This is a genomic window from Massilia sp. NBRC 108631, from assembly GCF_059704565.1.
Genome location: NZ_BAAKJE010000116.1, coordinates 24,063 through 37,316, shown reverse-complemented (window position 1 = coordinate 37,316; position 13,254 = coordinate 24,063). Strand labels below are relative to the sequence as shown.

Here is a 13,254-nt window from a genome sequence, read left to right as displayed (position 1 = left end):
AAAAGAGCCGTACCCGCAGTCTAGCCGAACAAGCCGTGCAGATACCAGCGCGGTTCGGCTTCGCCCTCCTGGGCCCCCAGCCGTTCCCGGAATACCCAATAGTGCGCGTGGTCGCCGCCCTCGGCAATGAAGTAGTCGCGCGTTTGCCCCTCGCTCCACCAGCCGGCCTCGATGCGCTCGGCGTTCGACACCATGCGCAGCGGCGACATGTAGAACGGCCGGTGGTCGCGCATCAGCAGCGCAACCGGCTTGGGCAGCAGCCAGGCCGGGCGCGGCAGGCTTTGCGGCGGCATGCGCGCGCTCACGTCGGCCGGACGCAGCTTGTCGTGCACCGGCACCCAGGCGTTGGCCAGTTCGGGGCGGTAATCCGCCTGGGGCGACGCTTTCAGCACATTGTCCGCCCCCAGCCGCGCCACCAGCAGCTCGAACAGGCGCTCGCGGTCTTCCTTGCTGCCGCCCGGCTCGGGGAACAGCGAGTCGGTCGGCGGCAGCATGGGCCGCACCTGCGCCGCCTCCAGGCACAGGCCGATCACCGGCGCCGCCAGGTCGGTCTTGGCCAGGCGCTCCTTGAGCAGGCGCAGCAGGTGCTCGTCGCGCCACACCGGTTCGGCCAGCGCGATCTCGATGGCCGTCGGCGGGCGCGCCACCTTGCCCCGCTCATGCTCGAGCAACAGCTTCACGCGCTCCACCGCGAACTGGCGCGCACACAGCCAGCCCACCATCTGCTGCAGCAGGCGCTGGGCGCCGTGCAGCAGCGTGTCCGCATGCTCGATGCGGTCGAACAGCTCCAGCCTGGCGCTGAAGGTGGGCGGCGCCTCCACCCACTGGTACAGCTCGGGCGCCTCGCCGTGCGCCTCGTCCAGCATGTCCAGCAGCGCGCGGCCGCAGCGGCGCTGCAGGCCGGGGCGCGGCAGCCGCCGCAAGTCCGCCAGCGTCAAACAGCCCATCCCCTCGAACCAGTTGAGGAAGGGCCGCGCCGGCGGCGGCAGGCTGCTGGGCAGCGGCGCCAGGCGCCGCGCCATGCTGTCGATTTTTAAACAGCGCCCGCCGCCGCTGCGCGCCAGCAACCAGGCGCCACGCGCGGTGGGCGCGCAGCTCAAGACGGCGCTAAAGCCCAGCGCCCGCATGCTGCCGCGCACCAGCGCGCACAGCTTGCGGACACCGCCGAACAGGCGCAGGCTGGCGCCGATGTCGATCAGCAGCGTGGCTTCCTCGGCCTCGGCCACCAGCGGCGTATAGCGCAGCAGCGCCATGGCCACCGCGTGCGCGGCCTCCTGCTCGCGCAGCGGCGCGCGCTCGTGCAGCTGGGCATCGGGCGCCATCAGCAGCACGCCGCCGCGCCGCATGCCCATCCGCACGCCGGCGGCATGCGCCAGCGGCGACAGCGCCAGCACGCCGTCCTGCTCCAGCACCACGCTGCAGTTATCCTCCGACCAGCTGGGGCAGAATACTTCGAGCGGGAGCCGTGGCAGGTAGAGGCCGATCCAGAGACGCATGACGCTGTAGCAAAGAAGGTGGCAAGGGCAGGAACAGCGGCGCGTCGCGCTGCGGCCCCCGGCGTTTTACGAATTCGATGTTGATGCCGCCCGGCGCCGAGCGCAGCGCCAGGCGCAGCGGCGCGGGCGAGGCGTCCTGCGCGGCGGCCAGCGGGCGCATCAGGCAAAACAGCGTGTCCCCGCTTTGCGCCGCCAGGTGCAGGCGGCGCAGGTTTTCGCTGCGCATCTGCGTCTGCCACAGCAGCAACGCGCCGCAGCAGCCGCTGCGCAGTACCTGTTCAGCAGCCCACAGCGCGTCCCCGCTTTTTCCCGTGCTGCGTATCCACACCATTTGCCCCGGGGGCAGGCCCAGCGCGGCCAGCGCCAGCCCCTGCGGGATCTGCGGCGGCGCCAGCAGCACCACCGGGCGCTTTGAGGCCGCCACCAGTGCCGGTCGCAGCAAACGGATTTCGCCGATGCCCTGCTGCTGCAGCATCAGCTCAGTCAGCGTGCCCAGCGGCCAGCCGCCGCCCGGCAACTGGGCCGACAGCGCCGCGTAACCGGTGTCCACGCAGCGCGTGGCCGCATGCGCCAGCTGCGAGGCCAGCCACAGCGACGGGTGCAGGCTTTCAGGGGTGGCAATAGTGGCGTTGCTAGACATGGGGGAATCAAGTAAATACTGTACAAATACACAGTACTATTTACTCCCGGTTTTGGCAAGGACTACTTGCGGTCTGTGCCTCCGGGAAAGCTTGCGCATGCTGTAAGATGAGCATTAAAACCATTCTCCATGGACATCAATGACCACCATCCAGCTTATCGGCGCCATCCTGTTCGGACTGGCGCTGGTCCACACCTTCGCCGCCAAATCCATTGAAATCCTGGCCCACCGCTACCCGCGCCACGCCGGCCTGCTGCACCTGCTGGGTGAAGTGGAGGTGGTGTTCGGTTTCTGGGCCACCATCCTGATCGTGGCGATCGCCATCGTGGCCGGCGGCGAGAACGCCATCGCCTATGCCGAATCGCGCCAGTACACCGAGCCCCTGTTCGTGTTCGTGGTGATGGTGGTGGCCGCGTCCTGGCCGGTGCTGAACGCGGTGCAGCGCGCCCTGCAGGCGCTGGCGCGGCTGGCGCCGATGCGCAATGAACTGGCGCTGGCCTGGCTGGGCCTGGCGCTGGTGCCGCTGGCCGGGTCCCTGATCACCGAGCCGGCCGCCATGACCCTGGCCGCGCTGACCCTGGCGCCGCTGGTGTTTCGCGACGGCATGCCCGAGCGGCTCAAGTACGCGGCGCTGGGCGTGCTGTTCGTCAACGTATCGATCGGCGGCACCCTCACCTCCTACGCCGCGCCGCCGGTGCTGATGGTGGCCGCCACCTGGGGCTGGGACAGCGCCTTCATGGCCGCCCAGTTCGGCTGGAAAGCCACGCTGGCGGTGCTGGTCAACGCCACCGCCGTCTGCTTCGTGCTCAAGCGCCACCTGCGCCCGGCCGGCGCGTCTGCCGAGAGCGGCGGCGCGGCGCAGGTGCCGCTGCTGGTGTCGCTGATCCACCTGGGCTTTTTGGCGGGCGTGGTGCTGCTGGCCCACCATCCGGTGATGTTCCTCGGCCTGTTCCTGCTGTTCCTCGGCTTCACGCAAGCCTACCAGCGCTACCAGCAGCCGCTGATCCTGAAGGAAGGCTTGCTGGTGGGCTTCTTCCTGGCCGGGCTGGTGGTGCTGGGCGGCATGCAGCAATGGTGGCTGCAGCCCATCGTCTCCAGCCTGGCGCCGGTGGCGCTGTTCTTCGGCGCGCTGGGCCTGACCGCCATCACCGACAACGCCGCACTGACCTACCTCGGTTCGCTGATCGACGGCATGTCGCCGCAAGCGCAATACATGCTGGTGGCGGGCGCCGTCGCAGGCGGCGGCCTGACGGTGATCGCCAACGCGCCCAACCCGGCCGGGGTGTCGCTGCTGCGGCGCGGCTTCCAGGACGAATCGATCGGCGCCGTCGGCCTGCTGCTGGGCGCCCTGCCGCCCACCGCCGTGGCCGCCGCCGGGTTCTTCCTCTAGGAGCCGAATATGGATCCGCATCGTCGACGCAGCGCCTGGCGCCTGCAAGCAAGCCTGCTGGCGGCGAGCCTGCTCGCTTGCTTGCAGGCGGCAGCGCAGACCTCCTTCGACTGCAGCAAAGCGCAACCCGGCACCATCGCCGGCAGGGTCTGCCGCGACCCCGCGCTGGCCAAGCTGGACCGCGCGCTGGGCCAGACCTACGGCGCCGCGCTGAAGGCTGCCGCCGGCGAACGCCCGCCGCTGCTCCAGGCGGAACAGCGCGGCTGGATCAAGGGGCTGGAAGAATGCCGCAAAGAGGCCGACGCGCGCGCCTGCGCCGAACAGTCCTACCGGCGCCGCAACGCCGAGCTGCAGGCGCGCTACCGCCTGGCGCCCGGCAACGGCCCGGTCAGCTACGTCTGCGACGGCATGCCCGCCGACGCAGTGCGCGCCACCTACTACCGAACCGAGCCGGCAACGCTGATCGCCGAACGCGGCGGCGCCGTTTCCGTCATGTTCCGGCAGCCCGCCGCCTCCGGCGCCAGATACGAAGGCCGCAACGAGATGCTATGGGAACACCAGGGCAACGCCACCATCCGCTGGGGTTACGGCGCCAAGGAAATGCAGTGCGTGCGCATAGCCCCCGAATAACATCGCAGCAGGACCTGGCCATTTGCCGACCGTGCGAACACTGTCATCTTTTCACGGATAAAGTGGCGCACCAAGCCATTCTCAATGTGATGGCAGTGGATGAAGAGCCGCCATAAGTTCAAGCCGCGGCATCAAACGCCTCCTGCAGCTTGGCGGCCAACTGCCTCGCATCGAACAGCACACTATCGGCGTCCGCCACCTTGTTAAATTCCAGCAGCGCTTGCTACAGCGTAGCGCCGTACGCAATAGACATTGGGTGCCATGATTGCTTCCGAACCTCCTGCCCTGCGTCATATCCCGGCCCGCGCAAGCCGGCATTCGGAACAATCTGGATGCTTATTTGATAAATTTCTTGACTCCAACTCGAAGTGATCCTAAAGTGATATCACTTTGATGTCACAACCAACAGGGAGTCCAGCATGAATGCAGCACATATTCGCCGCGAAACGGCGTTTTCCTCGGTCAGCGGCTATACGGCGGCGGTGGCCGCCCTGGCGCTGATCGCACTGGCCGGGCTCGGCGTGCGGGGCGGCCTGCACCCGGTCCTGTGCATCATCGCCGCCCTGCTTGGCCTGGTGAGCTTTGCCGGGCTGTACATGCTGCAGCCGAATGAAAGCGCCATCCTCACGCTGTTCGGCAAGTACATCGGCACCGACCGCAGCGAAGGCCTGCGCTGGGCATTCCCGCTGTACATCAAGCGTAAGCTGTCGGTGCGCGCCCGCAATTTCAACGCGCCCACGCTGAAGGTCAACGACAAGCGCGGCAACCCGGTCGAGATCAGCGCCGCCATCGTCTGGCGCGTGCGCGATACGGCCCAGGCGGTGTTCGAGGTGGATGATTTCGAGCGCTATGTGTCGATCCAGGCCGAAGCGGCCTTGCGCCACCTGGCTTCGCAGTACGCCTACGACGAGGGCGAGGACTTGCCGAACGGCGAGACCACGCTGCGCGCCGGCATGGACGTGGTGGCCGAAGCGCTGAAGGTGGAGCTGCAGGCGCGCTTCGACGCGGCCGGCGTCGAGGTACTGGACGCCAAGCTGACGCACCTGGCCTATGCCGCCGAAATCGCGCAGGTGATGCTGCGCCGCCAGCAGGCCGAAGCCATCATCAGCGCCCGCGCCAAGATCGTGCACGGCGCCGTGAGCATGGTGGAGGCCGCGCTGAAGGGCCTGGCCGAACGCGATATCGTGGAGCTCGATGCCGAGCGCAAGGCAGCCATGGTGAGCAACCTGCTGGTGGTGCTGTGCTCGGACAAGGAAACCCAGCCCATCATCAACACGGGCACCCTGTACAACTAGCGGCAGAACAGCATGGCAAGCCCAGGTAAAAAAGCCTACCCCTTGCGGATCGATCCGGCGCTGTGGGACGAAATCCAGCGCCTGGCGGCGCGCGACCTGCGCAGCGTGAATGCGGAAATCGAATTCCTGCTGCGCGAGGGCCTGGCGCGCCGGGGCGTGAAGCTCAAGGACGATGGCAACGGCGGCGGCAGCGAGCCGGCGGCGGAATAAGCCGGGCCGGCGCGCTCATGAGACCACGCGCCGGTGCTTGGCGAAGAAGTCCAGCATCATCTTGCTGGCGTCCGGGCCAGCCTTGGCGTTGAAGGACAGCGCCGGATCGCCGCCGCTCCAGGCGTGCTCCAGGTCGGCGATGCGCGCCACGCGCAGCAGCACCCTCCCCTTCGCGCTGTAGTCGCGTATCTCGTGCGCGTTGCGCGTGTGGCCGCGCCGCGCGCGCTCCACCACTGTCACCTCGGTCCCCGCCGGCAGCCGGTTCAGCAGCAGGCTTTGCTGCACCAGCTGCGCCTGGTTGACGGGACGCACGATCTTGTCGCCCTCGCCCTGGATCAGGATGGTGGGCATGAGCGGGAAGCCGGGCCGCCGCAGCAGCACCTGCCGGATCGCGGCGGAGGCCTGCAGGCCGGCGCCGTGCTGCATCACGCTCAAGGCGCCGACGGTACTGTGCCCGCCGCCGTAGGCCGGCCCCGAATGCAGCCCGACTGCGGCGATCAATTCCGGATGGTTCAGCGCCAGGATGTTGGCCATGCCAGCCCCGGCGGAAATGCCGCACACGTAGATGCGCTTGCGGTCGATGGGGTAGTCGCTGCAGACCTTGCCGATCACGGCGGCGATCAGCGCGGTGTCGCCGCCGCCTTCCTGCGTAGACTTGTCATACCAGCGCCAGCAGCGGTGCGCCTGCGTGCTGGCCGCCTGCTGCGGATACAGCACGGCATAGCCTTTCTGCTCGGCCAGCCGGTTCATGCGCGTACCCTGGGCGAACTGGGTCGCAGTCTGGTGGCAGCCGTGCAGCATGACGATCAGCGGCAAGCCATGGCGCACGGCAGCCTGGGGAACCTGGTGCGGCAGATACAGCCAGTAACTCATCGGCTGGGCCGGCACCTGGCCGGGTTGCGGCATTGCCGCATAGTGCGATGCTAGCCAGCGGCCGGGCAGCACGGACACGTCCGGCCGCGCGTGCTGGCGGATCGGCATGCCGTCCGGCGCCGACAGGGCGGCACGGGGCGCCGCGGCGGGCCGGGACGGTGCGGCGCCGCGCCGCGCCGGGACGGCGGGCTTGGCCAACGCCGCCACCTTGGCCACCTTGGCCACCTTCACCACCTTCGCCGCCTTGGCTTTCGGCTTGGCCTTCACGGCGGGCACGCCGAACAGCTGGGTCATTAATTTCTGCTGCGACTTCCCCGCGCGGGTAATGCTGCGCAGCAATCGTGCGCCAAAGATGGGCTTGGCCATGCGACACTCCTGATTCACTATGTTGCAGTGCAATATAGCGGAGCGAGCGGTCTCCATCGGTGCGCCAGCGCACGGGATCGCAGATTAAACTTCCTCACCGAATGCAGCAGTAACCGCCATGCGCGGACAAGACAGGGTGGCCGGCAGGTGGGACTGCGTTGGCCGCCCTGCCGCGCACCCTTTACCCATGCCGGCGCCTAGCGCTGCATGGATTCCCATACCTTCTGCAAGCGCTTGGCCGACACCGGCATCGGCGTGCGCAGTTCCTGCGCGAACAGCGACACGCGCAATTCCTCCAGCATCCAGCGGAACTCCACCAGCTTGGGATCGGTGTTGCGGCCGGCGGCCTTGTCGCGCATCAGGCGCTGGTACGGCGCGGCGGCGGTCTGCCACTCGGCCATCAGCTTGGCGTCGCGCGCGGGATCGGCGCGCAGCTTCTCCAGGCGCACATTCATCGCCTTCAGATAGCGCGGGAAATGCGCCAGCTGCGCATAATCGCTCTCGAGCAGGAAGCGCTTGTGCACCAGGCCCTGCAGTTGTGCCTGCATGTCGGCCGCCACCTGCGCGTTGATGCCTTGCAGGCGTTTCGGCAGGCCGTGGAACTCGGTCAGCACCTGCGACAGCAGGCGCGCCACCTCGTTCACCAGCAACACCAGGCGCGACTTGCCTTCGTCCTTGCGCTTGGTAAAGGTGGCGGCGTCGGTCGGCAGCGGGTCCTGCAGGCAGGCGATGTCGAGCGCCTTGTTGATGATCTGGTCGCGCAGTTCCTCCTGCGTGCCCATGGACATGAACTGCATGCCCATCTGCTGCAGGTTGGGAATGCTCTTTTCCACGAACTTGATCTGGTCCTTCATCTGCAGCGCAAACAGGCGGCGCAGGCCGACCCGGTGCGTGCGCGCCGCCACGGTGGGGTCGTCGAACACTTCCAGGTCGCAGTGCGTGCCCTTGTCCACCAGCGCCGGGAAGCCGATCAGGGTCAGCTTGCCCTGCACGATTTCCAGCAGCTCAGGCAGCTCGCCGAAGGTCCAGGCGCTGATGCCGGTGGTGGCCGATTGCGCGGCCGGCGCACTTGCGGCGGCGCGCGCGGCGGCGGCCGGCTGGGCGCCAGACTTGCCGCCCCTGCCGCCGCCGGCAGTGTCCGGCGCCGCGCCGCGCGCCGCGTCCGCAGCGATGCCGCCGTGCGCGAGCTTGCCCGCGCCGGCCGCGGCGGCGCCGGCGCCAACCGTGCCGGCGCGCAGCTGGGTGCCGGCCGGCGCGGTGGCCTCGGCCATCTTCTGGAAACTCTGGCGCGCCTGCATGCCGTACTCGGCCTGCAGGGTGGCCAGGTTGCGGCCCATGTCCAGCTGGCGGCCGTGCTCGTCGATCACCTTGAAGTTCATGAAATGGTGCGCAGGCAGCGTTTCCGGCTTGAAGTCCGTGGTCAGCACGCCGATGGTGATCTCCTTGCGGATATCGGCAATGATGGCGTCGATCAGGTCGCCGTGTCCGAAAGCCAGCGCGGCATGCACGCGCTCGCAGAACCTGGCCGCGTACTCCGGCAGCGGCACGCAATGGCGGCGCAGCTTTTGCGGCAGGGACTTCAGCAACAGGTGCACCTTCTCCTTCAGCATGCCCGGCACCAGCCACTCGCAGCGCTCGCGCGAGAGCTGGTTCAGCGCATACAGCGGCACCGCCAGGGTCACGCCGTCGCGCACGCTGCCCGGCTCGAAGTGGTAGGTCAGCGCCATTTCCAGGCCGGCCGCCATCATCGTTTTCGGGAACAGGTCGGTGGTCACGCCGGCCGCCTCGTGGCGCATCAGCTCGTCGCGGTTCAGGTACAGCAGCGTCGGTTCGGCGGCAGTCGCCTCCTTGTGCCACTTCTCGAAACCGGCGCCGTTCACCACGTCGGCCGGGACCAGCTTGTCGTAGAAGGCGGCGATCAGTTCGTCGTCCACCAGCACGTCCAGGCGGCGCGACTTGTGCTCCAGGTTCTCGATCTCCTTGATCAGCTTGTGGTTGTGCGCGAAGAACGGCGCGCGGGTGTCGTAGTCGCCGCCCACCAGCGCGTCGCGGATGAAGATCTCGCGCGCTTCCTGCGGATTGAAGGCGCCGTAGTTGATGCGGCGCTGGCTGTACACCACCAGGCCGTACAAGGTGGCACGCTCGGACGCCGTCACTTGCGCGCTGCGTTTTTCCCAGCGCGGCTCGCCCCACGATTTCTTCAGCAGGTGCCCGCCCACCTTCTCCAGCCATTCCGGCTCGATCTTGGCCACGCAGCGCGCGTACAGGCGCGTGGTTTCCACCAGCTCGGCGGCCATGATCCACTTGCCCGGCTTCTTCAGCAGGTTAGAGCCCGGCCAGATATGGAACTTGATGCCGCGCGCGCCGAGGAAGCCGGCGCCCGGTTCGTCCTCGCCCTTGAAGCCCACGTTGCCCAGCAAGCCGGTCAGCAGCGCCAGGTGCAGGTTCTCGTAGGTGGCCGGGGCCTCGTTCATGCGCCAGCCCTGCTCCTTGACGATGGTGAGCAGCTGCGAGTGCACGTCGCGCCATTCGCGCAGGCGCACTTGCGACAGGAAGTTGCTGCGGCAGTTTTCCTGCAGCTGGCGGTTGGTCTTCTTGTGTTCAATCGCGTTTTCGAACCAGCGCCAGATCTTGATGTAGCTGAGGAACTCGGACTTCTCGTCGGCGAACTTCTTGTGCGCCTCATCGGCCGCCTGCTGGTGCTCCACCGGGCGGTCGCGCGGGTCCTGCACCGACAGCGCGGCCGCCACGATCAGCACTTCCGTCAGCGAGGCGTTGTCGTGCGCAGCCAGGATCATGCGGCCCACGCGCGGGTCCAGCGGCAGCTTGGCCAGCTTGCGGCCCAGGGGCGTGAGCTGGTTGTACTCGTCGACCGCGCCCAGTTCCTGCAGCAGCTGGTAGCCGTCCGCAATCGCGCGCGCCAGCGGCGGCTCGATAAAGGGGAAGGTTTCCACGTCCGCCAGGTGCAGCGACTTCATGCGCAGGATGACGGCGGCCAGCGAGGAACGCAGGATCTCGGGATCGGTAAACTTCGGGCGCTGCAGATAGTCCTGCTCGTCGTACAGGCGGATGCAGACGCCGTCGGCCACGCGGCCGCAGCGGCCGGCACGCTGGTTGGCGGCCGATTGCGCAATCGGCTCCACCTGCAGCTGCTCGACCTTGTTGCGGTAGCTGTAGCGCTTCACGCGCGCCAGGCCGGCGTCCACCACGTAGCGGATACCGGGCACGGTCAGCGACGTCTCGGCCACGTTGGTGGCCAGCACGATGCGGCGCGCGTTGGAGGTGCGGAACACCCGCTCCTGCTCCTCCACCGAAAGGCGGGCGAACAGCGGCAGGATCTCCACGTGCGGCGGATGGTGCTTGCGCAGCGCCTCGGCCGCGTCGCGGATCTCGCGTTCGCCGGGCAGGAACACCAGCACGTCGCCCGAGCCGATGCGGCACACTTCGTCCACGCCGTCGATCACCGCGTCCATCAGGTCGCGCTTTTCGCGCGCGGCGGCAGCCTTGCCCTGCTGCGGGGAAGGATTGGCGGCGTTCGGGCCGCCCATGGCCACCTGGTCGCGCTCCACCGGGCGATAGCGCACTTCCACCGCGTACAGGCGGCCCGACACCTCGATCACCGGCGCCGGCTTTTCAAGCGTGCCGAAGTGGCGCGAGAAGCGGTCGGCGTCGATGGTTGCCGATGTGATGATGATCTTCAGGTCCGGGCGGCGCGGCAGCAGCTGCTTCAGGTAGCCGAGCAGGAAGTCGATGTTCAGGCTGCGTTCGTGGGCTTCGTCGATGATGATCGTGTCGTAGCCCTTGAGCAGCGGGTCGGTCTGGGTTTCGGCCAGCAGGATACCGTCCGTCATCAGCTTGACGGAGGCGCCGCGCATCAGGGTGTCGGCGAAGCGCACCTTGAAGCCGACATTCTCGCCCAGCGGCGTGCCCAGTTCCTGCGCGATGCGCTTGGCGGTGGACGAAGCGGCGATACGGCGCGGCTGCGTGTGGCCGATGATGCCGTTGCGGCCGCGCCCGAGCTCCAGGCAGATCTTCGGCAGCTGGGTGGTCTTGCCCGAGCCGGTTTCGCCGGACACGATGATGACCTGGTTCTTCATCAGCGCCTCGGCGATCTCGGCGCGGCGGCCGGAAACCGGCAGGTCTTCAGGGAAGGTGATCGGCGGGATCGGATTGCGGAACGCCGCCTCGGTCGCGCGCGCGGCCGCTTCCTCCGGCGTCAGGCGCGGGCCGCGGCCAGCGCGTTCCCCCTCGGCGCGCAACGGACGCGCGGCGCCTTCCGGGCGCGGCTCGCCGGCGCCGCGAGGCTGGCGCGGCTCAGCGGCCACACGCGGCGGACGCGGTTCGCCGGCGCCACGGGACTGGCGCGCATCGCCGTCCGCACGCGGTGCCCGGCCCTGGCCGGCCTGCCCGGTGCGCGGCTGGCCGGGCGTGCCGGCGCCGGACTCCGCGCCGGGAGCGCGCGCAGCGCGGCCGTCCGGCCCACGCTGGCCGCGCTGATCGCGGCGCTGCCCATCCCGGCCGCTCTGGCCATCCTGGCGCCCTTGTGGTGCGCGCGTCACAGCGGGCGCAGCGCCCTGCGGGGCGGCGGCGACGGTGGCGGGAGCGTTGGATGGCTGCTGCGGGGTGGAAACTGGTGGCTTCTTGCTGGCTTCTGACATGTTTTTTACTAGTATTTGGCGCGAAAACCGCGCACCGAATTATAATGCGGCAAATGGAAAATCCTACCCAATTCGTCCAATGGCTGCGCTCAGTCGCGCCCTACGTCCACGCTTTCCGCGGCAAGACCTTCGTGGTCGCCTTCCCCGGCGAACTCGTATCGGCTGGCGCCCTGCCGGTGCTGGCCCATGATTTGTCGCTGCTGCAGGCACTCGACATCAACGTGACCGTGGTCTACGGCTCGCGCCCGCAAGTGGCCGAGCAGCTCGCGCTGCGCAACGTGGAAGGCCGTTTCCACAACGGTGTGCGGATTACCGACACCGCCGCCATGGAATGCGCCAAGGAAGCGGCCGGCGAGCTGCGCCTGGACATCGAGGCCGCGTTCAGCCAGGGTTTGCCGAACACGCCGATGTCCAACGCGGCCATCCGCATCATCTCCGGCAACTTCATCACCGCCCGCCCGCTCGGCGTGATCGACGGCGTGGACCTGGAGCTGACCGGCATCACGCGGAAGGTGGACGCCGAAACCATCCACTCCATCCTCGGTTCGGACGGCCTGGTGCTGCTGTCGCCGCTGGGCTTCTCGCCCACCGGCGAAACCTTCAACCTGACCATGGAAGACGTGGCCTGCAGCGCCGCCATCGCCCTGCACGCCGACAAGCTGATCTTCATCACCGAAACCGACATGATGACGGACGCCGGCGGCACCGAGATCCGCGAACTGTCCTCGCACCAGGCCGAAGCCGTGCTGCAAGCCGGTTTCCTGCCCGACGCCACCGCATTCTACTTGAAGCACTGCGTCAAGGCCTGCAACAACGGCGTGGACCGCTCCCACATCGTGCCGTTCGCCATGGACGGCTCGGCGCTGCTGGAACTGTTCACCCACGATGGCGTGGGCACCATGATCTCGCACGAGAACCTCGAATCGCTGCGCCAGGCCACGATTGAAGACGTGGGCGGCATCATCAAGCTGATCGAACCGCTGGAAGCGGACGGCACGCTGGTCAAGCGCGGCCGCGAGCTGATCGAACGCGAAATCGACCTGTTCTCGGTGATCGAACACGACGGCGTGATCTTCGGCTGCGCCGCGCTGTATCCGTTCCCGGAACAAAAAATGGCCGAAATGGCATGCCTGACCGTCAACCCCGACGTGCAAGCCCAGGGCGACGGCGAACGCATCCTCAAGCACATGGAGAACCGCGCCCGCGCGCTGGGCCTGAGCAAGCTGTTCGTGCTGACCACCCGCACCGCGCACTGGTTCATCAAGCGCGGCTTCGTGCCGGCCACCGTGGACGCCCTGCCGAAGGACCGCCAGCGCATGTATAACTGGCAGCGCAAATCCCAGGTTCTGGTTAAAACCTTATAATCACGCTTTCACCACCGCATTTAGGAGCACCAAAGATGGCCCGCACCGTCCATTGCATCAAACTGAACAAGGAAGCCGAAGGCCTGGATTTCCCACCGTATCCGGGTGAACTGGGCAAGAAGATCTACCTGTCCGTATCGAAAGAAGCGTGGGCCGCCTGGCTCAAGCACCAGACCATGCTGGTCAACGAAAACCGCCTGAACCTGGCCGACCAGCGCGCGCGCAAATACCTGGCCACGCAGATGGAGAAACACTTCTTCGGCGACGGCGCCGACGCCGCAGCCGGCTACGTGCCGCCGGCGGACTAAAAAAAGGCGCCGATGGCGCCTTTT

10 protein-coding genes are annotated in these 13,254 nt (G+C 67.8%); 6 read left to right on the top strand and 4 right to left on the bottom strand.

Annotation, left to right across the window (positions count from 1 at the left end; genetic code table 11):
- Positions 1 to 20: 20 nt before the first annotated feature.
- Both AC6H42_RS13230 and imuA read right to left on the bottom strand, forming a co-directional pair.
- On the bottom strand, positions 21 to 1,496 hold the full coding sequence (locus tag AC6H42_RS13230) for a Y-family DNA polymerase (RefSeq protein WP_497548241.1): 1,476 nt from the start codon (positions 1,494 to 1,496) through the stop codon (positions 21 to 23).
- Positions 1,423 to 2,136 carry a translesion DNA synthesis-associated protein ImuA gene (gene imuA / locus AC6H42_RS13225; protein ID WP_057157618.1) on the bottom strand — a complete coding sequence of 238 codons (714 nt, stop codon included), beginning with the start codon at positions 2,134 to 2,136 and terminating at the stop codon, positions 1,423 to 1,425. Before imuA ends, AC6H42_RS13230 begins: the two co-directional genes overlap by 74 nt.
- A 139-nt stretch (positions 2,137 to 2,275) precedes the next feature.
- Between imuA and AC6H42_RS13220 the strand changes: the two genes are divergently transcribed.
- The 4 genes from AC6H42_RS13220 (at position 2,276) to AC6H42_RS13205 (ending at position 5,661) form a co-directional block, all read left to right on the top strand.
- Positions 2,276 to 3,526 (top strand): putative Na+/H+ antiporter, encoded by a 1,251-nt coding sequence (locus tag AC6H42_RS13220; protein ID WP_497548240.1) that lies wholly within the window; start codon positions 2,276 to 2,278, stop codon positions 3,524 to 3,526.
- 9 nt (positions 3,527 to 3,535) lie between these two features.
- Positions 3,536 to 4,156 (top strand): MliC family protein, encoded by a 621-nt coding sequence (locus tag AC6H42_RS13215; RefSeq protein WP_497548239.1) that lies wholly within the window; start codon positions 3,536 to 3,538, stop codon positions 4,154 to 4,156.
- Between the two features lie 419 nt (positions 4,157 to 4,575).
- On the top strand, positions 4,576 to 5,451 hold the full coding sequence (locus AC6H42_RS13210; RefSeq protein ID WP_057157615.1) for an SPFH domain-containing protein: 876 nt from the start codon (positions 4,576 to 4,578) through the stop codon (positions 5,449 to 5,451).
- Positions 5,452 to 5,463: 12 nt separating this feature from the next.
- Positions 5,464 to 5,661 carry a type II toxin-antitoxin system antitoxin gene (locus AC6H42_RS13205; RefSeq protein WP_057157614.1) on the top strand — a complete coding sequence of 66 codons (198 nt, stop codon included), beginning with the start codon at positions 5,464 to 5,466 and terminating at the stop codon, positions 5,659 to 5,661.
- 15 nt (positions 5,662 to 5,676) lie between these two features.
- Here the strand turns inward: AC6H42_RS13205 and AC6H42_RS13200 are convergent, their stop codons facing one another.
- Together AC6H42_RS13200 and hrpA are read right to left on the bottom strand one after the other, a co-directional pair.
- A complete protein-coding gene (locus tag AC6H42_RS13200; RefSeq protein WP_057157613.1) occupies positions 5,677 to 6,900 on the bottom strand; it encodes an extracellular catalytic domain type 1 short-chain-length polyhydroxyalkanoate depolymerase in 1,224 nt (407 codons plus the stop codon).
- Between the two features lie 197 nt (positions 6,901 to 7,097).
- Positions 7,098 to 11,558: an ATP-dependent RNA helicase HrpA gene (gene hrpA / locus AC6H42_RS13195; RefSeq protein WP_497548238.1), complete on the bottom strand. Its 4,461-nt coding sequence runs from the start codon at positions 11,556 to 11,558 to the stop codon at positions 7,098 to 7,100.
- Positions 11,559 to 11,611: 53 nt separating this feature from the next.
- Here hrpA and argA point away from each other — a divergent pair, with 53 nt between their 5' ends.
- The gene (argA, locus tag AC6H42_RS13190; RefSeq protein WP_057157612.1) at positions 11,612 to 12,922 is read left to right on the top strand and encodes an amino-acid N-acetyltransferase; all 1,311 of its coding nucleotides are present in this window, start codon (positions 11,612 to 11,614) and stop codon (positions 12,920 to 12,922) included.
- A 35-nt stretch (positions 12,923 to 12,957) separates the two neighbouring features.
- Positions 12,958 to 13,230 carry an oxidative damage protection protein gene (locus AC6H42_RS13185; protein ID WP_057157611.1) on the top strand — a complete coding sequence of 91 codons (273 nt, stop codon included), beginning with the start codon at positions 12,958 to 12,960 and terminating at the stop codon, positions 13,228 to 13,230.
- Positions 13,231 to 13,254: the final 24 nt, after the last annotated feature.